Raw genomic sequence first — 21016 nt, 5'->3', positions numbered from 1 at the left:
ATCCGGACGGCATGAGCAAGACCGCCCCCTATGAAATGATCAATGGCCTGTCCGAGGTGATTGGCAAATATGATGCCGTGATCCTTGATCTGTGGGGCGTGGTGCATGACGGGGTGACACCCTATCCAAGCTCGATCGCCGCGATGACCGCCCTTAAGGAAGCCGGCATTCCGGTGGCCCTTCTGTCCAACGCGCCGCGTCGATCCTCGGTCGTGGTTGGCCGGATGGAAGATATGGGCATTTCGCGTGATCTGTATGGTCCGGCGGTGGCATCGGGCGAGGTTGCCTATGCCCAGCTCGTCGCGCGCTCTGATCCCTGGTACGCCAAGCTGGGTCGCAAGGTGCTGATGGTCGGTCCGGTGCGCGATATGTCGATGTTTGAAAATCAGGATGTCGAAATCGTCACCGAAGTCGATGACGCCGACTGGGTTTTGATCACCGGCCCGAACGAGGATCATGATCCGGTGTCGAAATATGAAGATCTTCTGCATGCGCTCAAGGCGCGTGACCTGCCGGTACTGTGCCCTAATCCGGACCGTGAAGTGATCCGCGGTGGCAAGCGCATCATTTGTGCGGGTGCCATTGCCGGGCGGTATGAGGAACTCGGCGGCAATGTCCGCTGGGAAGGCAAGCCACTGGCAAGTGCCTATGACTTCTGCCTGCAGATGTTTGACAAGGGCCCGGATGCCAAGCTTCTGGTCGTCGGCGACAGCATTTCGACCGACATTGCCGGATCAAACAATGCCGGTCTGGACGTCGTGCTGGTCACCGGCGGCATCCACGCCGAAGAACTCGACGCCCCGCGCGGTACCCTGCCGGAACGCGAAAAGCTTGATGCCCTTCTGGCCGCCACGGGCCGTCACATCACCTATGCGATGGGGGATTTCTGCTGGTGAGCCATGCCTTACCGTGATGCGTTTGTCAGCGTACTGAAGGCAATATCGCGTGCTTTTGACATCGTTGAAAGCGAAGGACACCCGCGTCCGGTCATTGTTGGCGGTGCTGCGGTAGAGCTTTACACTCAGGGTGCAATTGTTTCAGGCGACATCGATGTCGTGACGCCATGGCAAGAGGCGCTTGAAACGGCGTTGGAACGTGTCGGGTTCAAACGCAGTATTGGTTTTGGTGCCTTTGCTCGTGGCTTTCAGCATCCTGATCTTGGCTTCGGTATTGAGGTGGTTGGTAGCGCGCTAATGGAAGGCAGTGCTGATCAGGACCGGCTTTTGATCGTGGATCTTGATGAACACAGCAATGTAACCTTTATTGCGATTGAAGATCTGATTGCAGATCGAATGGGGCAATATGATGCACCACCAAACATGCGTGAAGATATGTTGGAGCAGGCCGCAGCGTTGCTGAAACTTGCGGAAAATCTGGATAACGCTTATCTTGATAAAAGAATACGTGAGGAAACAGCCGGTGATTTCGGGCTGGAATTTCTGGAAGAATATGTCAATGCGCAGAATAACTCTTGAAGAGCTTGGAGCATCTATTGAACGGAAAAAAGCCGAACTTGGCTATTCCGGACAGGATTATGTTGCGCGTAATTCAGGCAAGTATCGCACCGAAAGCAAGCGTGCCTTGCTTCGAAATATTGCCGCCGCTGCAGCTGAGCGCGGTGAGGAGCCGACTTTCAAAGCCAATTACTGAGCAGTTTTCATGGCTGTTTCTGATACCCGCTTTTCGTTAGGAAAGCGGGTTTTGTTTATGTGGTTTCCGCCGCCACCTTGCTTTCGCGGAAGATAACGAACAGGCCGCTGGCGGTAATGATCGCAGCCCCGACAAAGGTCAGAACATCGGGCGTTTCACCCCAGAACATCCAGCCTAGCGCGGTCGCCCAGATGAGGGCTGTGTAGTCAAACGGTGCCACCGTCGGGGCCTCGGCAAAGCGGAAGGCCTGGGTGATCATGGCCATGCCAAGCGAGCCGCAGAGCGCAATCGCCAGAAACAGCCAGATGTCCTCTGCTCGCACCGGGCTCCAGACAAAGATCACCGGAATGCTGGTCAGGATTGCGCTGGTCAGACTGAGATAAAGCAACAACGTCCACATGCTTTCGCGCGTATCGACAAAGCGGGCACTTAGCATCAGGATCGCATAGGTAAACGCGGTCGCAATCGGCAGGAGCGATATCAGCTCAAACGTTGCGGCACCCGGTCGGACAATCACCAGAACCCCCAGAAAACCGACACTGACCGCAAGCCAGCGCCGCCAGCCGACCCGGGCTATGAAAATCGCCGATAGGGCGGTGATAAATAACGGTGCGACGAAGGCCAGTGCGGTGGCTTCGGCAAGGCCAAGATGATGGATGCTGGTAAAGAACATCACCGTTGCGGCAATCCAGACGACACCGCGCATGAAATGCACGTGAACCCGGCTTGAACGCAAGCTGCGAGAACCGCCCATTTTGAGCGCCACCAAAAAGGCAAAGGGAAGGGCGATGATGTTGCGCAGGAAGATGATCTGGATCGGGGAATAATGATCCATCAGGCTCTTGGCCAGCGCATCATTGATACACAGCGCTGCCACCCCGCCACACATCGTCATGATGCCGGCAAGGTTGTTCTGGCGTGATGTGTTGATGGACGTCATCGCCCCTGTCCCCGCGTTTTGATCCGGTTTTTATCATTTTTCAAAATCAGATATCCCTTTCCAGATATCCGGTTCGCAACGCAGGGTCGAGCGATTTCATCACATCAATAAAGGCGCGTAAGGGTGGGGGAACCCGCCGGTGATCCGGGTAATAGAGGAATAACCCCGGAATTTCGGGTAACCAGTCATCGAGCACAGTCACAAGGTCACCACTGGCGATGGCCCGTGCGGCATAAATCTCTGAAACGTAAGCAATGCCAAGCCCTTGTCGTGCGGTATCGACCATCAGATCATGACGATCGAGCGTCAGCGGGCCGGACACATCAATCGAGATTTCCTGACCCTGCTTTTCAAAATCCCAGTGATAGATCTTGCCGCTGGGAAAACGATGGCGGATGCAGTCATGGCTTTGCAAATCATCGGGTGCGACCGGGCGGGGGCGATTTTTGAAATAATCCGGTGACGCAACCGCGACAAAGCGAAATGGCGGGCCAAAGCGCACCGCCACCATATCAAGCGGCACGGTTTCGCCCAATCGTGCCCCGGCATCAAAACCACCGGCGACGATATCGACAAGCCGTCCCTCGGTCACCAGATCAATCGCCACATCCGGGTATCTTTTGCGCATTTCCGGAACCACATGGCGGGTCAAAAGGCGCGCGGCACCATCGGATGTATTGATGCGCACCGTGCCTGATGTCCCGCCTGTGCGAAAGCTTTCGACCGTGCCCATGGCTTCTTCAAGGTTGGACAGTGCCGGGCGCAACCGGTCCAAAAGCTGTTCGCCCGCCTCGGTCAGGGACACACTGCGCGTGGTGCGGTGAAGCAGACGGATATCAAGGTTGCTTTCCATGTTGCGCAGTGCGTGGCTGAGGGTGGAGGGCGCAACGCCCAGCGCATCTGCGGCCTTGCGGAAGCTGCGATGTTCGGCGACCGCGATGAAAAACCGCATGTCATTTAAGGTCGGCTGATTGATTGCTGGCATATTTTCACGAACCCATCCGAATTAAGCGGGATTATCGCATCAATCATTGGTTTCTATAGTCCCCCCATGTTCAGAGCAAGACAGAAAGGAACTGACATGGACAAGACATGGTTGATTACCGGTGCATCGTCCGGGTTTGGTCGCGGGCTGGCGGAAAAGGTATTGGCGCGTGGTGATCGCGTGATCGCCACCGTGCGACGCACGGGGTCGCTTGACGATCTGGTTGCGCAATATGGTGAACGGCTCAGTGTTGCTTATCTTGATGTAAGTGAACCCGATGCGGTGCAGGCGACTGTTGACAAGGCCTTTGCCGATTTTGGACGGATTGATTTCATCGTCAGCAATGCCGGCTTTGGCATCCTGGGGGCGGCCGAAGAAACCAGCATTGATCAGATGCGCCAGATTATTGATACCAACCTTCTGGGATCAATTGTTGTGATCAAGGCTGCCTTGCCACACCTGCGTGCGCAAGGATCGGGTCGCGTCATTCAGGTGTCGTCCGAAGGCGGTCAGATCGCCTATCCGGGCTTTAGCCTGTATCACGCGACCAAATGGGGCATCGAGGGCTTTGTTGAATCGCTGGCCAAGGAAGTCGCGCCATTTGAAATTGAATTCATGCTGGTCGAACCCGGTCCGTCGCGCACCGCGTTTATCGGCTCCATCATCCAGCCGGAACCGATCAGCGATTATGACGGCACCCCGGCCCATGACCTTAAGGAGGCCGCCTTTGGTGGTGGCTGGGTGATCAAGGGCGATCCGGATCGCATGATCAATGCGATGATTGCGGCGGCAGATGCACCGAAAATGCCATTTCGTTTGTTGCTGGGGTCAGATGCCTATGACGGCGTTCATGCCGCACTGACCGAACGGCTGGCAAAGCTTGAGGCCGGAAAAGACATCACCATTTCCGCCGATTTTACCGAGGAAGAACTTGCCGCGATGTAGGATCTTTTCCCGCAGATACCCAACGCAAAAACGCCGCCCGAGATTGGGCGGCGTTTCGCGTTTTGATCGACATTGAGGAGACGATCATATCAGACGTTGTTTGATCGGATCAGATTGCCATTTTGCGGTTGGCGTCGATATAAATCTCGCGCAGACGCTTGGCGACCGGGCCGGGGACGCCATCGCCGATTTTCTTGTCGTCAATTTCAACAACCGGGCAGACAAAGGCGGATGCCGAGGTCGAGAAGGCTTCAGCCGCGTTCTGGGCTTCTTCGATGGTGAAGTGGCGTTCTTCGACCTTGAGCTGAAGTTCCTCGGCGCATTTCAGGACCGCGGCACGGGTGATGCCGTGCAGGATGTCGGTCGACAGTTCACGGGTGACGATCGTGCCGTCCTTGGTGACGATATAGGCGTTGTTGCTTGACCCTTCGGTGACATAGCCATCCAGCACCATCCAGGCATCGTCCTTGCCCTTGGCAGCCGCATCGGTTTTGAGGAGCGACGCATAAAGAAGCTGGGTGGTCTTGATGTCAGACCGGCGCCAGCGGATGTCGGGGAAGGTGACGATCTTCTGACCGCGTTCGGCAAGGGCCGATTTGATCAGCGATTTGCTTTGCGTGAACATGACGATGGTCGGCGGGGTTTCCGGGTTGATTGCGAAATCACGGTCACCGGCCGAGCCACGCGAAACCTGCAGATAAATCAGGCCTTCGGTGATTTCGTTAAGCTTCACCAGTTCGCGGTGCGCTTCAAGAAGCTGATCGATATCGGGTTTGAACTGGAATTTCAGCTCGGCAAGCGAGCGTTCGAGGCGCTTCATGTGACCCGTAAAGTCAATCAGCTTGCCATCAAGCACCGAGGTCACTTCATACACGCCGTCGGCGAACAGGAAGGATCGGTCAAAAATCGAAATCTTTGCTTCGGTTTCCGGCAAAAACTCGCCGTTCACATAAACAGTGCGCATCGTAACTTTCCTGTCTGGCAAGCGGACCCTTCGCGATCCGTCTTGGGTGGATAAAGCGACGTTTCCAAAGGTCGGCCTTTTGATGCGATCTTGTTCTGATGCATGGCGACCATCTGTTTTAACGTTTCAAGAGTCTCAAATATCACAGGCGCAAGCAATCTGTCGCGCAAAAGCTCTATATCGTGCGTGTAAAAGGTGAATTGTTGCTTTTGTGGGCCGTGGATGGGGTGATGAGTTGATGATGTGGTCGATATTGAGCTCAATTGTTCGCAGATTATTCGATTTCCGGATTTGGGTGATTTTCTTTTTGACCTGAACATAGGTTGAGGTTCTATCGTCTGGCTTCAGAGGAACAAAACGTCTTTGAAACGGATGGAGCCCTGTGATGAACAGCCCGCAACCAATCGCCGATGAAGTGCTGGTCGCCAATGACCGCCATGGTCTTCAGGGCCGCATCAATGCCAGCTGGGCCAAGCCGATCCGCACACCGGAGCCGGAAGTCGATCTGGACGCCTATTTCGATCGCATCGGCTATGTGGGCCCGCGCACCGCAACCCTTGATGTGCTTCAGGCGTTGCATGCTCTGCACCCGGCCAGTATCCCGTTCGAGGCGATTGATGTCCTGATGGGCAAACCGATCAGCCTGGCGCCTGCCGATATTGACCGCAAGCTGATCCATGCGGGGCGCGGTGGATATTGCTTTGAGCATAATTCCCTGTTTCGCCGTGTGCTACGCAGTCTGGGTTTTGAGGTCGAAGGACTGGCCGGCCGGGTTTTGTGGGGCTATGGCGCGCACGAAATGCCGCGCCCGCGCTGTCACATGGTCAATCGGGTGATGATTGAGGGCGAGGCCTGGCTTGCCGATGTCGGGCTGGGCGGCTGTGTGCCGACCGCACCGCTTTTGCTGGAAACCAGCGCGCCGCAGGTCACATCCCGTGACACCTATCGCGTCATCACCCTTGAGCATGCCTACCGGGTCGAGCTTGAGCGCGGTGGCATCTGGCAACCAGTGCATGAAATCGATTTCGCGCCTGTGGCCGATATCGATTAGGAGGTGATGAACTGGTATGCCGCCCACCATCCCGAAGGCGGTTTTAACACCGCCCTGATCGCGGCGAGATCAGCCGCCTTTGCACGCTTTACGCTGCGGAATAACCGCCTGACCATTCGCCTTGTCAGTGGCGAGGAAGAGCGTCACACGCTTTCGGTCGGCGACATCACCCAGACCCTTGAAGATATCTTTGGCATCACGCCCAAGCCGGAATGGCAAAAGGTTTTCGCCAAATTGGCATAGCGCCATACACCATAGCGCCGGGGCCTGCGGACGATTGTGCGGTGTTCGCAAAGTCCCGGTGTTACAGGCCATGTTGGGGCTGCACCCCTGCCATGGCCATTCTTTTGAAGAGACATTGGAGCGCATTTAGGTTCTTGCTCTTTCGTTCTGTGGTGGAGAATTGTGCTTCAGACCCATTGAAATTTTCCGATCCGCGAAATTTGAGTTAGCTGTTCGACTGTCGGTAATTGCACAGCAAAAATATAACCTAGGGTTGATTTATTTTTGGCTATCAATATTATTGTTGTCTCAATTAGGGTTTTGGGTTGCGGAGGGTGTTGTGAGAATCTCTGTCATTGCTGCTTTAAGTTTGTGTGGTTTTTTGGTTGGGTGCAGTGAGTTCCTTACATCGGGAGGTGTCGATGTTACGGGCGGGGAGGATAGTTCGCGCACCGCGCTACTCGAGAAAACCACAACTTCGTTCTCAGAGAATCAGGGCAATCTGGAGACAGGATCATACTACTTGGCGCTTGGCGTTTCGGAGGTGGATATTCCGTCGAGTATTTCAACGTGCAAAGACCGAAACTCTTTTGCAAAATTTGCAAACAGTGTTGCTGGTGTCAGTAATGTTGGTGCTCTTGCGATTGTTGTCGATGTGAAGGCCAAGGGGCAGAATTTGATTACTGAGTTCCCTGTTTATCTCTTAGGTATTAAAGATAATCCGGCGCCGGGAGAAAATGCATGTTTTAGTCAATCCCATCAGGGAGTGATAACTCCATACTTCCGGCACGGAGTGAACCTGAATTTTGATATTACATACAAAATAAAATACATTGGAAAAACGGATGTCGAGGTTCTGCAGAACATTTTTAAAGCAGCGACAAAAATTGCAAAAGTAAGTGGGTCAACTGGGTTTGCAGCGTCCTCACTCGCAGAGCTTTTACTCTCTCCGGCGACTGAGGTTTTGGATAAGGCCGCTGGCGATGCATTTTCAGACGGACAATCTGCCGACATTGCTACGCTCCAAATTTCAAGAGACCCTGATGCTGAAGGGGTTAGAAAGGATGCTGTAAAGCTCTCTTTGAATTCTGTGTTTCCCGGTTTGCCATCGGGGGCGGGGGTAACCGTTGGTTTGACTTATAAGCGGTCTTTGGTTGGCGAATATCAAATAGGTGAGGAGGGGGGCGGTCGCATTAGTTACAGCACTGATGCGGGCACACTTGTTACTTCAGTTTACGACGCAAAAACCGATAACTCTCTTGATGATGTCGTTTCGAACGGTGACAAGTTTTTTGTTAAGCCGGAGCAAATTGTTGCTTGGAACCGGGTCGAAGATATCCCCCATCTAGAGAGATTCTGCCGCGACGTTACAAGCTATTTGAGTAATGATCTTGCTCTCACTGCTAGTGACGCATTGGTTATGCGTTGGGCCATATTGACTAAATATACAAACTACAACTCTTATCCAGTCATACAGACACCTGTCTGTATGACGACGCCAAAGCATACTCAGACAAGCGATAGCGACCTTAACAAATTGATTGAACTCGATCCAAAATTTAGGTTCGCTAAAACTGTTTCGGATATCAATTCCCTGATCGACAAGAAAGTGGAAAGTATTCATCATGCTATGTCAGCAAGTGAGGAAGAATTCAGTAAATATTTTGACGTAGATAATTTTTCGATGCACACTGTTTCTAAAGGTTTTTTACCAGAATCTTTTCGAGATATAAGTGTCAGTGAGGGGGCGGAAGCGATAAAAACAGTGCAAAATCTGTTTTTCAAGGGTTTCTGTGCTGCGAAGCAAGCAGGTAGTATTGATACTGTTAGAGCAATAGCGTTGTTCATGCGGGTTAACGAAAAACACAATGCAGAACATCCTGAGCGTATGCGAGATAAAAAGGGTAATCCAATCGTTCCGGTCTTGCTTCATTTGGATTTAGAATCGGAAAAGTTCAAGAGTATGTACATTTTGGATCCGCATTATGCGCATGAATTTAATATTTCGGACCGTTGGCCTAATGATTGGCACCCACCTTCGAAATCTTGTTGTAGAAATTTGGAGGATGCTAAGTGCGCTTGAATGTTCGTCGTCGGAGCAAGTGCTCTCTAGACTGGTTTTGGCTGTAACTTATTCCTTGATGTAAATCTGTTTCGGTAAATGCTTGAGTCTTGATGAATCTATTCAATGGAAGTCTTAATAGCGCAACGTTAAGCCGTGCTTTTCAACAAGCTGGGCATAGGTGCCCGATGATTTGATCTCTGCCATGGCAGTGTTGAAGCGCTCAAGCAAGGTGTCGTTATCGGGATAGGTTTTTGACGTCATCAGATGCAGGCCCGCGCCGTCGACCAATGGTTTTTGAAGTGTATAGAAGTTCGCGACTTCTTCGGGCGGGAACAACTGACGAATTTGATACCAGCCCAGCGTGGTTGCAATGGGGAAAAGATCAATGCGACCAACTTTAAGGCGGTTTAAATTCTGTTCTTCGGAATGTGCAAAATCGACATCAAGCCCTGCCTCTTTGAACCAGCTTTCATAATAATAGCCAAAGACGCCACCAATCCGAAGGCCGCGCAAATCTGCCAGGTCCGCGTAATTATGTCGTGCTTTGACACCGCTCGCATCATAGGCAAAGAAATGGGAATCCTGTAAATACAGCGGATCGGAAAAGGCAAAGTTTTTTTCGCGGATATCGGTCTTGTGATACGGGATCGCGGCCCAGGCCATGTGGCTCTCCACGGCCTGTTCGCAGCGGCGCCAGGGCAGGATTTCAAAGCGGAACTCTACGCCCATTTTGGCGCCAATTTCTTCAAACAATTCAGGCAGGAAGCTGTTTTCAACATCCGCGTTGATGTAGGGCGGATAGATGTTGGTTGCAATCACAAGCGTTTCTTCCGCCCGCGCGATCAAAGGCAGGATGAAAAAGCTCAGAACAGCAGTGGTAAGCCGATAAAACAAGTCTGTCTCCGATGTCTGGAAATCAGCGTATCTGTTTCATATGGCAAGAAGATTGAAATTGTTAAGGGGAAGTGCGCGGCAAAGTTTATTGCGGGGCCTTCTGGTTTGCCGCCGCCGTGAGCTGTTCCATATAGCTCAGCAGATCGGCGATGCTTTGCGAGGTGAAGGAAAATTCCGGCATGGTCATGTTGTCATGCGATACCGTGATGCCTTCGGCCAGGGCTTCTTCAAGGTTTTCGAGCGGCCAGCGCTGCCCGAAACTGGCGAGGGCCGGGGCGGTGGTGACGTTCGGATCGGGCAGGGGATCGCCTTCGAATTTGGTGTGACAGCGCAGGCAGGTCTGTTCGGCAATCGATTGCCCACGTTCGACATCGCCATAGGCCTCGCCCTTGTGCGCCATGTAATCGCTGATCCCCCACATGCCCAAGGCCACAACACCGGTCAACAGGATGACAAGGCTGGTTTTCTGCATGGCGGGCTCCCGGATGGCGATTTTGAATGTGTTCTAATCGCCTGTATAGCAAGCCAAGGTAACGAAATTCCTAAGCTTTCTGGCGGTTGTTACGACGGGTTGATGTCGGGTTATGAGCGGTTTGGGGCGATAGCGGTGCTGGCATGAGAGAATAAAGGGATGGCTTTGTGACATCCCTTTACACGCGTGAGATCAGTTTAGCGGAATGTCGAGCCCTATCCGGAAGGTGCTTGCCTGGGTTGAGCTTACATCCTGATTAAATGAAGATTTGAACTTGCTGTTATCCGGCAGGAAACCGAAAGTTACCGGCGTGTTTGCAATGATTTCAAAGCTATGGGACTCATAGTTCGCCAGGCCAATGCCGTCATAGGCATATTTTGCGTAGATACTTCCGCCATCTTCAAAGGTGATGTCTCCGCCAAGTTCCGCTCTGGCGCGCAGCTTTTCGGTATCTACTTGGCTTCCGTTATTATGTGCAATCGGTGGTGCCCGAAAGTCCCAAATGCCGCGAAGAGCAACGAATGGCCGATATGTTGGGCCATCTTCGACTTGCAAAACGCGAACAACTTCCGGGCCGAACGTAAGGTTGCCGAAGGTTATTGTCTGGGCTTCGATCCGCTCCCCGCCAAAGTTTGTGTATGCTTTTTGTTCTTCACGGAAGTAGTTGATGCCAATCTGCGGATAAAATTCCCAATTTTCTGAGCGGATGTCGCCGGTCAGATTGGTTTCCAACTGTGAGCGTTCACCGTCATATTTGTCCCAACCCCGGCCGAGCGGATTGATCTTGTTTTTTGATTTACCCCAGGCAACGCGGCCATCCCAAATCAGGTTTTCATCCAGTCGAGACACCATATAGGGCCCGACCATCCAGCCTTTTCCCTCACCTTGGCTGTCTTGGCCAGTGGCAGTCGATTTGTAGAGGTCATATTGGCCAAGGATGCCAACCATCGTGTCTTTATCAACACGATAGTCGATGCCCGTCATAAACAGGCCGAAATCGCTGTCTCCTGCTGTGCCACCCCGACTATCGTTAATGCCTTCCCATCGGCCCTTCACCCACAGGTTCATCGGGCTTTCAAAATTGGAAAACGCGCTGGGCGGGAGACCACCTGTATTTTGCTCTCCGGCAGCCAGTTCTCCCGTCCAGTTCATCACACTATTGAGATTTGCTGCAAAGTTGCCTCTTCCTTCGTTCAACTCCAGTGCAACCGGCAAAGTCAAACCTGTGGATTCCGTCAAGGCATTCCCGAATGCAGCACTGTCGCCAAACAAACCGCCAAGGCTGCCGCCGCCACGGCCAAATCCGCGTCCGGTAATCAATCCGGAAAGGCTAACACTTTGCGACGTCATGTTTCTGATATGCGTAGCAAGTACAGTCTTGATCGCAGAATGGGATTCTTCAAGGTTTCCGGCGGGGGCGAGTGTGTTGTCAAACAGCTTGTGCTGTGCCGTTCCCTTAAGCGTGCCGCCTGAATCCCGTAAGGTGAACGTGATGAAAATATCACGTCCGGCAATCTGGGGAAGATTGAAGTTTGTGCTTTGTCCGGCAATTGTGCTGCCGCTGAGAACTAAGCCGTCAAAGTCGGCAAATGATGCTGGGTTTGCGCCTTGTTTTATTGTAAGGGTGATCGTGGACTTGCCTTGCGGAGAGCCCGAAAAGGTTACCCATGTCAGATCTGAGTTAGCTGCTCCGCCGTGCATGCCTTCAAAGACCATGTTGGCATCAGCAAAAGTCGCACCGCCACTCAATGAAATCTCTAGCGTGTCACCTACAGCAAAACCGGCTAGGGCCGGGTTGGCGTCCTGAAAGAACGCTATCTCATCACCTCCAAATGTTCCAATGGCTTCGTTTGTAATCGTAACTGTTTTTGCCGCAGTGCCATTATCGTCCGTGACGCTGTAAGCATGTACGCTATTGGGGGCGGCAAGCAAAAATAGTGCAATAATACAGAGCCATGCGACGTTGGTTTTTATCTGCATTGTAGATTTTGTTTTTCTGTATCGTATTGTTTCACGTTTTATATTTATTTTCAGTGTGTTGTTGGTAAATCTAGTTATAAGAAGCAATGCCGGCCACAATATGTGGCCAGACTTAAAACAGCTTTCCATAGCTCAATCGTTCTCCCAGACAATGCGTTTTACGCCACTGTTGTCTTCTGGCTGCTCTCACAGCAAACAGGGTCACCGTGTTCATGCCATAAGGTTTGCCTTATGAACTGCATCGGGGATGAGAAGGGCTCTGAAAGTCTGCTCTGCTTGCGCCTGATCACATCATCGGATTGCAAAACGCCAAGTTTTTTATCCGGGTCAATGCTTCAACGGTTATCCGCCAGACAGGTCTTTGTCTGATGCATGAATTTCCATCACGCAAAGACACCTTGAAGATCGGCTAAATTTTCAAGTGAACAAGAAACGCTTCAATCCCCGCGCAAAAAATTAAGCTGCATCTCCGATAAAGAAACATGCAATTTGGTGCGGGCATACGTTTGCTGCGCTTTGGGGATACTCTGGACGCTTTCTGGATATCGCACCCGGTTTCTAGCCGGATCGACCATTTGAATGAGTTTGGACCCTAGAACGATAGACGTCGAACGTGCGTTGGAGACAGGCGAGTGCGCGGCTGGAGATCGATAGCGAATTCTTTGCCGGGTCCCTGAGGTTCGCGAACTGGTAGCTGTCGGCCTGATGGATCGGTCCGACATCGACCCCGGATTTGATCAGGGCGTTTCGGGTGCTTTCGACATCCTCGACTTCAAAGACCAGTTTGATCAAAGACTGGCCCGCTTTCTGACCTTTGCCTGCCGGATGCAGCATCAGGATCAGGCCCCCATCGGCACGGCGCAGTTCGATGATGCGATCATCGTCTGATGGATAGGGTGCTTGATTGCTGTTGATAATCAGTATCATTTGCGCTAAGCGTGTCATCCCATGCGGGCACCAGCTTGCCCGCATCGTGCAAAGGACATTCTGATTGGCTTCAAACGCGACATCAAATGTGACGTCATTGACGCTGTTCATGCGCCAACGATCCGCACTTGTGAACTATGCCAGCAGCATCATCGGCAGCCGTGTGCAGGCCGAAGATCTGGTGCAGGAAGCATGGTTGCGCTTTGATGCGGCGACCAAGGGGCGGTTTCTCGATGATACCACCGGCTACCTTTACCGGATCGTGCGCAATCTGGCACTTGATAGCAAACGCCAGATTGCCCGTGAAAGCAGCCTGACCGGTGCATCTGATTATGATGTCGCCGTGCAAACGCGCGCATCCGACAGCCCGGACCCGGAAACGGTTGCGGTGTACAAGGATGAATACGCGATTTTGATGCAGGCCCTTTCCGAACTGCCCGAACGCACGCGCATTGCGTGTGAAATGCATCGGGTGGGTGGGGCGAAACTGCGCGAGATTGCAGATTATCTCGATATTTCCGTGCCGCTTGCTCATAAGCTTGTATCTGAGGGCATTGATCATTGCCGTGAACGGCTGGGTGGCTGGCCATGAGGATCGCCGATTGCCCGATCAAACAGTCTGTCCGTGCAGAAATTTGCGCCATAACCCGCACAGATGGTGACGCGTTGCGTGATATCGGCTATATCGCCCTGATCGCACCAATCGGTGCAACGGGGGCGCAATAGGCTGATGGCAGAGATAACCGATCCAGTTCAAAAACAGGCGGGCAAGACCGCGACCGAATGGTTGATCCGCCTGCAGGAAGATCCGGAAAACCCGGAATTGCAAGCGCAGTTTGCCGACTGGTGTGCCGAGGATCCAGCCCATCTTGATGCCTGGAACGCCACGCAAAAGACCGCCGATCTGATGGCGAAGGCCGCACCATCTGGCACGGCCGATTGGCAGGCGTTCCTTGCGGCGCGCCGTGAGGCTGGCGACAAAGGCGGTGCCGACGGCCAACAGAATGACGCGGTCGCGGCGCTTTTGAATATTGATTACGAAAAGGCCGTTGCCGAGGGCAAGGTCATCTCGGCGCAAACCCGGTTTCAAAAGCGCGGCAATATGTCCTGGCGCGGGATCGGGCTGGGCGGGGTGGCGGTGGCTGCATCCCTTTTGGCCGCTATCATCGGGCCGGATATAGCCACCCGAATGCAGGCCGATCATGTGACCGCAACGGGCGAGATGCGCACCATCACGCTTTCTGACAACAGCACGGTGACCCTTGCACCGGAAAGCGCGATTACGGTGCATTTTGACGGCACGACGCGCTTTGTTGAATTGCTTGATGGCGAGGCGTTTTTTGACGTCACCCCGGATCCGCAAAAGCCGTTTCGCGTCGGGGCCGATCAGGTGACGGTAACGGTGCTTGGCACCGGATTTGATGTTTCCGAAGGCAATGCGGTCTCCATGGTTGGCGTGGAACACGGTCGGGTACAGGTTGAAAATGCCGGCAATGTTCCGGCGGTTTTTGAAATTCTTGAGGCCGGGCAGAATGTCCGGGTCGGGCAGGACGGCACGGTGATCCGTCATCCTTCGCCGACAAGCCAGATCGGTGCCTGGCGCAAGAACCAGCTGATCGCTCAGGATCAACCGTTATCCGAAGTTGTCGATCAGCTTCGGCGCTATTTCAATGGCACCATCCTGATCACCGATGAGGTCCTGGCCGCCCAGACGGTCACCGGGGTCTATCGCCTTGATGATCCGGTGTCGGCCTTGCGCGGTATGGCACGGGCGCAAAAGGCAATGGTGCGTGAAATCACCCCGTGGGTTCTGGTTGTCTCAAAGTCCTGATGGCGTTGGGGGTCGGATTTCGGCCCCGTTTATACTCGCTTGCCAGAAAAAATAATGCCTTTCAAATCCGCAGAATTTTGCGGGTTTGGAGCCATCCTGATGAAATTCCATAAAAATTTTTGAAAAAACAGAACCGGCATCCGTTTTGTCTTTTATGCGAAATTGAGAAGCGTTTGCATTCTCAATTTGTTTCAGGCATAGGACATGAAACGGAGATAGAAGAAAATGAACAATGGGGGTGCAGCTCGACTGCAAAAACGTGGTCGTGTTGTGGTAATAGCCAGTGCCTTGATGATGACAACCGCCTTGGCGCCGGTCGTGTTGTTTGCATCTGATGCAAATGCACAGGTCAGTGCGAGCGGGATCAATGCCGAGCACACATTTGATATCCCGGCACAGTCATTGACCAGTGCCTTGGCCCAGTTTGGCGTGCAGGCGGGCTTGCAGGTGACCGTCGACGGCGCGCTGGCGCGCAACCATGATGCGCCGGCGATCAGTGGCACCATGCGGGCAAGTACCGCCCTTCAAACCCTTCTGCGCGGTTCGGGTCTTGATTATGATGTGACCAGCGATGGCACGGTTGTGATCGAGGCGGTTACAAGCAGTGCCGGCGAGGAAGTTCTTGATACGCTGCGCGTTGAAGCCAATGCAGCAGAGGCATCTGGTCCCACCGACGCCATCACCGACAGCTTTGTCGCATCTCGCTCGCGTACCGCTTCGAAAACCGACACGCCCATTCTGGACGACTCATCGGCGGTTTCAGTGGTGACGCAGGAGGAACTTGAAACCCGTAACGTGCAGGATCTTCAGCAAGCGGTTTCCTATACGGCGGGTGTGCAGGCAGCTGAATATGGTGCGGACTATCGGTATGACTATGTGCGTCTCCGTGGCTTTAGCCAAACCAACCTTGGCACCTATCGCGATGGACTGTCTTCGCGTGTCTACAATTTCATCACCAGTCGGCCGGAGACCTATGGCTTGCAGCAGGTTGATGTGCTTAAGGGGTCGACATCCAGCCTGTTTGGCATGAATGGTCCAGGTGGTCTGATCAACATGACGACCAAGCGCCCGCAGGATGAAGCCAGCGGTGAAGTTCTGACCACCTTTGGTGAAAACCATCTGCGCGGTGCGGGCGATGTAACCGGTCCGGTTGGCGAAAACAGCAACTGGTCCTATCGCCTGACGGCGCTTTGGCAGGATGCCGAGCGCGGGCAGGACTATTCACAGGATGATCGCATTTATGTCGCACCGGCGTTTAGCTATACCCCCAATGCGGATACCAAACTGACCATCCTGACGAGTTATAGCGATCGGGAAAGCGGCCTTGGTTATGGTTTCCCGGCCGGCATTGAAACAAGCCGTGATGCATTCTTTGGCGAGCCCGATTTCAACAATTTCGATACCGAAGAAACCAACATCGGTTACGAGCTGTCGCACCAGATCAATGACAAGCTCGAGTTTCGTCAGAATGCGCGTTACACCCATGTCGATCTGACCTATGAGACGGTCTATCTCAACGATACCACGCCGCTTGGTAACCGATATGCTTATGCGGTGTATGGTGAGCTTGACCGGTTTGGTGTTGATAGCCAGATGCAATATGATACGGCACTCAATGATCACTTCGACAGCAAGACACTGGTGGGCATTGATTATAGCCGTGACCAGAACCAAGAACGATCACGCACTGGTAGTGCGTCGGCAATCGATCCTTACAACCCATCCTATTGCGGTCTTTCGTGCATTACGTTTGATCCAAGCAGAGCTACGAATACCGAAATTACCCAGGCGGCCTACGGTCTTTATGCGCAGGAACAGTTGACGATTGCCGATGACTGGATCGCAACCGTTGGCGGGCGTTTCGATTATGTTCAGAGTAATACCGACACGATCAGCAGTGGCACGACCGCCGAGCGTGACGATCATAAATTCACCTCGCGTTTTGGTCTGACCTACAAGGCGACCGATGAGTTATCGGTCTACGGTAACTATTCGGAGTCTTTCCAGCCGGTTTACTCAAGCCTTGCATCTCGCCCGGAGGGTGTGAAGCCGCAGGAAGGCACGCAATACGAACTTGGTGTGAAGTACCAACCCGAGGCAATCGACGCCCTGTTCACCGCTGCGGTGTTTGATCTGACCCAAGAAAACGTATCGCAGTCACAGTTCGTCGGTGGTGCTTATGTTTACAAGCAAGTTGGCGAAATCAATTCACGCGGCCTTGAGCTTGAAGGAAAAGTATCGCTTGACGAACAGACCAATATGACGGTCGCCTACACCTACCTTGACGCTGAAATCAAGGATGACGTCACGGCGGCAAATATCGGCAACCGCCCGGCAAACGTGCCCGAGCATCAGGCTTCAGCCTGGCTTGATTACACTATTCCGGGGCAAGGCGTGCTTGGTGATCTGACCCTGGGCGGTGGTGTACGTTTTGTCGGTGAACGTCAGCGCAATGATGGCAATACCGAAACCCTGCCGTCAAACAGCGTGTTTGATGCTGCCATCAACTATGCCGTGACAGATGACGTCAGTCTATCTGTGAACGCCACTAACCTGTTTGATCGTGAATATGTCTCTTCAAACACCTTTGGTAGCCGGTTCTATGGTGAGGGCCGCACGGTTCTGGCGACCCTGAAATACAGCTGGTAATGCTGAGCCTTTAAACAGAAGCGGCCGCCTGTTGTTATTACAGGCGGCCGCTTGATTTTTCGGGACGGGTTATAAAGATCTAGCTGCCATCGGCAGTGCGAAAGACCGTCAGGCCATTGACGACAATCCGGCCATCGGGCAGCAACTGACCGTCATATTCGGTGGTCCCTTGTGGGCCCGGGCGACCGGCAGCAAGGCCATTGACGGCAAAGGGTACAAGCGCGCCAAGGATGGTCGGGTTATCGGGCGTTCCCAATAGGTCGACCAGCTTTTCCTGACCCAGAAGCCTGAAATCAAACTCACCGGTGAAGCCATAGCGTGCCGCGGCCTGTGCCAGGAATTCGCCAGAACCCAGCGCCTCAAGCCCGCGAGATTCAATATAGAACTCGTCAACCTTGACCGGGGCACCGTTCTGGGCGGCCTTTTTCCACAGCGCATCGCCAATCTGGCGACGGGCAAAGCGCGGGGCGGTGCCGGTCAGTATATCGTGGAAACCCTTTTCGATAATGGGCTGGGCATCAGACCATGGCAGACCGGTACTGCTGCTTTTGACCCGTACAGTGCGGGGCTGGATCAGGCTTGGCAGCCACAAACCGTCATGGGAATAATCAAGGTGGGTTGCGCCGTCTTTATCAGGATAAAGCGTGAAGCTCGCCGATTTGATCGAGCCGCGCTTTTCACGGTTCGGCCCGGTCCACTCGGCCGCCTGCCAGGCGATCTTGGCCATTTCCGGCAGCCATTGAATGATCAGGCCATTCATCAGCCAGTGCTTGCGCGAAACCGGTTCATCGCCGACGAGAAAATCGGCAAAGCCGTCAAAAGTAACCGGCACGTTGCGCACGGTATCCCAGCGCAGATAACCCCCGGCATTGCGCAGCGTCAGATCACGCTGATCCGTAGTTGCCTCGGCCAGCATTTTGGCCTGTTCGGGCAGTTTGACATCAAGATCAACCTGATTGGCGCTATCGGTATCGCGCACCGTGACCAGAACGTCATCCATCGCAAGCTGGCGCGGGGTGGAATAGCCGGTGAGATTAAGGGAAACCGCGTCAAAAACCAGTTCGACCGCATCGCCATCCACGGGGCGGGCATCGACCTCGGTCGCGGAAATGCCCGATTGCATCAGGATCGCATCAACGGCCGTCCGGGCATCTTCAACGGAAATAGCGTCGGCACGTGTGGTCAGGCCGGCAATCGAAATTGCCAGAACGCCAAAGCCGGTAAGTGCCTTTCGCAACTGCATGACGGGATCCTTTTGCTTGCCAGAAGGGGGAAATACACCCTCTGTTGGTAACGCACGCCAGAGTTTACCCCAAATTTGGTAATGTTAGGGCAACGTAATTCAGATGTAATGCAGATCACCCGCCACCCATCGGGAATTTTCGCCACGATGGGTCACACCTGACAGGATGCTGTCAGGAGGGGCTGGCTATAAAGCCGGTCATTGACGACGGACGGGGAGGTTATGTGTTCGCGCAGTCGAACGTGTCACGCGCTTGCGGTGTTGCGACACCACACAGGAAAGTTTCAACCGCACGTGAAACGCGTTCGTTAATTTGCTGGTCGGTCATGGGCGGGCGCGGATTGTGTTTCATGATCCGCGACAGCCAGTCGCCAATGACCATGGATTCAAACATTTCGGCCGAATGATCTGCGTCTTCGATTGTTATATTGCCAAGCTTTTGCTGCCGCGACAGGTAATCGGCAAGGTGTTTGCGTGTGCTGTCGGGGCCAACTTCAAAGAATTTTTCGATCAAGGGTAGAAAATGTTGGCCCTCGGAATACTGAATCTGGGTGAAGCGGGCGACTTCCTCGGTTACAATCTTTTGGGCCAGTTTTGTGCCGAAGTCCGTCAGGGCATCACGGGGAGGGAGATCGGTTTCCAGTGAAATATGCAGTTCGGCTGAGAATTCTTTGCATTGCTCGGTCATCACCGCTGCGAGCAAGCCATCCTTTCCGCCAAACGCTTCGTAAAGGGTCGTACGCGACCCGCCAGATTTTGAAATCACGTCATTGAGGGTCACGCCAGCAAAGCCACGTTCAAGCAATAACGCCCATGCAGCATCCATCATTGCACGACGGCGTGCAGTGCCGCGAGAATGTTGTTTTTCAAGCTTTTCGGGCGTTTCACTCATCTTTCTTGGCTCTGCTGTTTTTGGCTCTTGATCGTGCAGCGCACAATGTGTACTGTACCGTACAGTATTTATAAAAGCAATGGCAAAGCGCACACCACACGGCTTTGCGCGGACTTAGAAGGAATAAGCATTTTGTCCATGCGATCTTGTTTGAAATTCGCTGGTATGGCAGCGCTTGTCGTGCTTGTAGCCGCCTGCAGCGAGCAGAGCGAAGGCGACCAACAGGCAGCCGCCCAGCAACAGCCACAGGCGACCCCGGTCGGTACCGTGACGCTGAACGCGCAGACTGTTGGCCTGGTCGAGGAAATGCCCGGTCGTACCGTTGCCTTCCGTCAGGCAGACATCCGCCCGCAGGTCGATGGCATTATCAAGGAACGCAACTTCACCGAGGGTGCGTTTGTTGAAGCCGGTCAGCAGCTTTATATGATTGATCAGGAAGTTTACCTGGCGCGCGTTGATGCCGCACAGGCCGAACTGACCCGTCAGCGCGCAACCCTTGATCAGACGACCAAGACGCGTTCGCGCTATGACCCGCTGATCAAGTCGCAGGCCGTCAGCCAGCAAACCTATGACGATGCCGTCGCCGCCGAAGCACAGGCAAAGGCAGCGGTTGCCGCGGCGCGTGCCGAGCTTGAACAGGCGCGGATCGATCTGGCCTATACTACGGTCACCGCACCGATTTCCGGTCAGATCAGCTCGTCGGATTATTCCGAAGGTTCGCTTGTGACCGCCAATCAGTCGGCAAAGCTGACCACCATCACCCAGCTTGATCCGATCTATGTCGATGTGACGCAGGCCGGTGGCCGGTTGCTGAAAATCAAGGAAGCCATTCGCAATGGCCGCATCAAGGGTGTTGAGAACGGCCAGATCGAGGTTGCCCTGATCGTTGATGCTACCGGTGAGGAATATCCGCACAAGGGAACCTTGCAGTTTTCGGATGTGACGGTGAACGAAACCACCGGGACTGTGCGTTTGCGTGTGGTCTTCCCGAACCCGGATGGTACGCTTCTGCCTGGTATGTTTGTCCGTGGACAGGTCCGTCAGGGCCAGCTTGAGGACGCCTTCCTTGTGCCGCAGAAAGCGGTGATGCGCCGTCCGGATGGCTCGGCTTATGCCTATGTCGTCGAGGATGGCAAGGTTGCCTCCAAGGATTTGACGATCGAGCAGTCGCAGGGACAGGATTGGCTGGTGACGGCCGGTATCGAGGATGGCGCGCAAGTCATTGTCGATGGCATCCAGCGAATCGGACCGGATGCGCCAGTGACGCCGCAGCCCGTTGAAACCGCCAAAGCCGCCGAATAAGGAC

The 21016-nt window shown here is 53.7% G+C and carries 19 protein-coding genes and 1 pseudogene; 11 read left to right on the top strand and 9 right to left on the bottom strand.

Going from position 1 to position 21016, the window contains the following annotated elements:
• Positions 1-11 precede the first annotated feature (11 nt).
• Genes TH2_RS09420 through TH2_RS09410 form a run of 3 tightly spaced genes read left to right on the top strand, consistent with a single transcriptional unit; the run spans position 12 to position 1650 of the window.
• The gene (locus TH2_RS09420) at positions 12-896 is read left to right on the top strand and encodes a TIGR01459 family HAD-type hydrolase (protein WP_008890190.1); all 885 of its coding nucleotides are present in this window, start codon (positions 12-14) and stop codon (positions 894-896) included.
• A 3-nt stretch (positions 897-899) separates the two neighbouring features.
• Complete coding sequence (locus TH2_RS09415; RefSeq protein WP_008890189.1) at positions 900-1475, top strand: hypothetical protein; 576 nt, start codon at positions 900-902, stop codon at positions 1473-1475.
• Positions 1456-1650 carry a hypothetical protein gene (locus TH2_RS09410; RefSeq protein ID WP_008890188.1) on the top strand — a complete coding sequence of 65 codons (195 nt, stop codon included), beginning with the start codon at positions 1456-1458 and terminating at the stop codon, positions 1648-1650. Before TH2_RS09415 ends, TH2_RS09410 begins: the two co-directional genes overlap by 20 nt.
• Positions 1651-1705: 55 nt before the next feature.
• Here TH2_RS09410 and TH2_RS09405 read toward each other — a convergent pair whose 3' ends face one another.
• Complete coding sequence (locus TH2_RS09405; RefSeq protein WP_008890187.1) at positions 1706-2590, bottom strand: DMT family transporter; 885 nt, start codon at positions 2588-2590, stop codon at positions 1706-1708.
• Positions 2591-2636: 46 nt separating this feature from the next.
• Positions 2637-3575: a LysR family transcriptional regulator gene (locus TH2_RS09400; RefSeq protein WP_008890186.1), complete on the bottom strand. Its 939-nt coding sequence runs from the start codon at positions 3573-3575 to the stop codon at positions 2637-2639.
• Positions 3576-3671: 96 nt separating this feature from the next.
• Between TH2_RS09400 and TH2_RS09395 the strand changes: the two genes are divergently transcribed.
• A complete protein-coding gene (locus tag TH2_RS09395; protein ID WP_008890185.1) occupies positions 3672-4520 on the top strand; it encodes an SDR family oxidoreductase in 849 nt (282 codons plus the stop codon).
• A 109-nt stretch (positions 4521-4629) separates the two neighbouring features.
• On the opposite strand, the gene TH2_RS09390 is transcribed toward TH2_RS09395, so the two are convergent.
• Positions 4630-5484 carry a D-amino-acid transaminase gene (locus TH2_RS09390; protein ID WP_008890184.1) on the bottom strand — a complete coding sequence of 285 codons (855 nt, stop codon included), beginning with the start codon at positions 5482-5484 and terminating at the stop codon, positions 4630-4632.
• A 385-nt stretch (positions 5485-5869) separates the two neighbouring features.
• Between TH2_RS09390 and TH2_RS09385 the strand changes: the two are divergent.
• Positions 5870-6778 (top strand): annotated as a pseudogene (locus TH2_RS09385) (arylamine N-acetyltransferase family protein).
• Positions 6779-7097: 319 nt separating this feature from the next.
• A complete protein-coding gene (locus tag TH2_RS09380) occupies positions 7098-8840 on the top strand; it encodes a hypothetical protein (protein ID WP_008890181.1) in 1743 nt (580 codons plus the stop codon).
• 114 nt (positions 8841-8954) lie between these two features.
• Here TH2_RS09380 and TH2_RS09375 read toward each other — a convergent pair whose 3' ends face one another.
• The 4 genes from TH2_RS09375 to TH2_RS21525 form a co-directional block, all read right to left on the bottom strand.
• Positions 8955-9716, bottom strand: coding sequence for a substrate-binding periplasmic protein (locus TH2_RS09375; RefSeq protein WP_008890180.1), 762 nt, complete (start codon positions 9714-9716; stop codon positions 8955-8957).
• Between the two features lie 85 nt (positions 9717-9801).
• Entirely contained in the window at positions 9802-10188 is a 387-nt protein-coding gene (locus TH2_RS09370; protein WP_008890179.1) for a c-type cytochrome, read from the bottom strand.
• 192 nt (positions 10189-10380) lie between these two features.
• Positions 10381-12297, bottom strand: coding sequence for an autotransporter outer membrane beta-barrel domain-containing protein (locus tag TH2_RS09365; protein WP_081579291.1), 1917 nt, complete (start codon positions 12295-12297; stop codon positions 10381-10383).
• A gap of 429 nt (positions 12298-12726) precedes the next feature.
• Positions 12727-13206: a VOC family protein gene (locus tag TH2_RS21525; protein WP_008890177.1), complete on the bottom strand. Its 480-nt coding sequence runs from the start codon at positions 13204-13206 to the stop codon at positions 12727-12729.
• Between TH2_RS21525 and TH2_RS09355 the strand changes: the two genes are divergently transcribed.
• From TH2_RS09355 to TH2_RS09345, 4 genes are all read left to right on the top strand, one after another.
• The gene (locus tag TH2_RS09355) at positions 13205-13687 is read left to right on the top strand and encodes a sigma-70 family RNA polymerase sigma factor (protein ID WP_008890176.1); all 483 of its coding nucleotides are present in this window, start codon (positions 13205-13207) and stop codon (positions 13685-13687) included. The genes TH2_RS21525 and TH2_RS09355 overlap by 2 nt on opposite strands.
• Complete coding sequence (locus TH2_RS21255) at positions 13684-13821, top strand: hypothetical protein (RefSeq protein ID WP_157193997.1); 138 nt, start codon at positions 13684-13686, stop codon at positions 13819-13821. The genes TH2_RS09355 and TH2_RS21255 overlap by 4 nt, the downstream gene beginning before the upstream one ends.
• Before the next feature lie 4 nt (positions 13822-13825).
• Entirely contained in the window at positions 13826-14926 is a 1101-nt protein-coding gene (locus TH2_RS20525) for a FecR family protein (RefSeq protein ID WP_008890175.1), read from the top strand.
• A 225-nt stretch (positions 14927-15151) separates the two neighbouring features.
• The gene (locus tag TH2_RS09345) at positions 15152-17575 is read left to right on the top strand and encodes a TonB-dependent siderophore receptor (RefSeq protein ID WP_008890174.1); all 2424 of its coding nucleotides are present in this window, start codon (positions 15152-15154) and stop codon (positions 17573-17575) included.
• A gap of 79 nt (positions 17576-17654) precedes the next feature.
• Here the strand turns inward: TH2_RS09345 and TH2_RS09340 are convergent, their stop codons facing one another.
• On the bottom strand, positions 17655-18818 hold the full coding sequence (locus tag TH2_RS09340; RefSeq protein WP_008890173.1) for a hypothetical protein: 1164 nt from the start codon (positions 18816-18818) through the stop codon (positions 17655-17657).
• 220 nt (positions 18819-19038) lie between these two features.
• Positions 19039-19710, bottom strand: a complete 672-nt coding sequence (locus TH2_RS09335) for a TetR/AcrR family transcriptional regulator (RefSeq protein ID WP_008890172.1) — start codon at positions 19708-19710, stop codon at positions 19039-19041.
• Between the two features lie 165 nt (positions 19711-19875).
• Between TH2_RS09335 and TH2_RS09330 the strand changes: the two genes are divergently transcribed.
• On the top strand, positions 19876-21012 hold the full coding sequence (locus tag TH2_RS09330) for an efflux RND transporter periplasmic adaptor subunit (RefSeq protein WP_231959680.1): 1137 nt from the start codon (positions 19876-19878) through the stop codon (positions 21010-21012).
• The last annotated feature ends 4 nt before the right edge of the window (positions 21013-21016 follow it).

The organism is Thalassospira profundimaris WP0211, assembly GCF_000300275.1.
GTDB lineage: Bacteria > Pseudomonadota > Alphaproteobacteria > Rhodospirillales > Thalassospiraceae > Thalassospira > Thalassospira profundimaris.
This window is presented reverse-complemented; position numbering and strand designations above follow the sequence as displayed.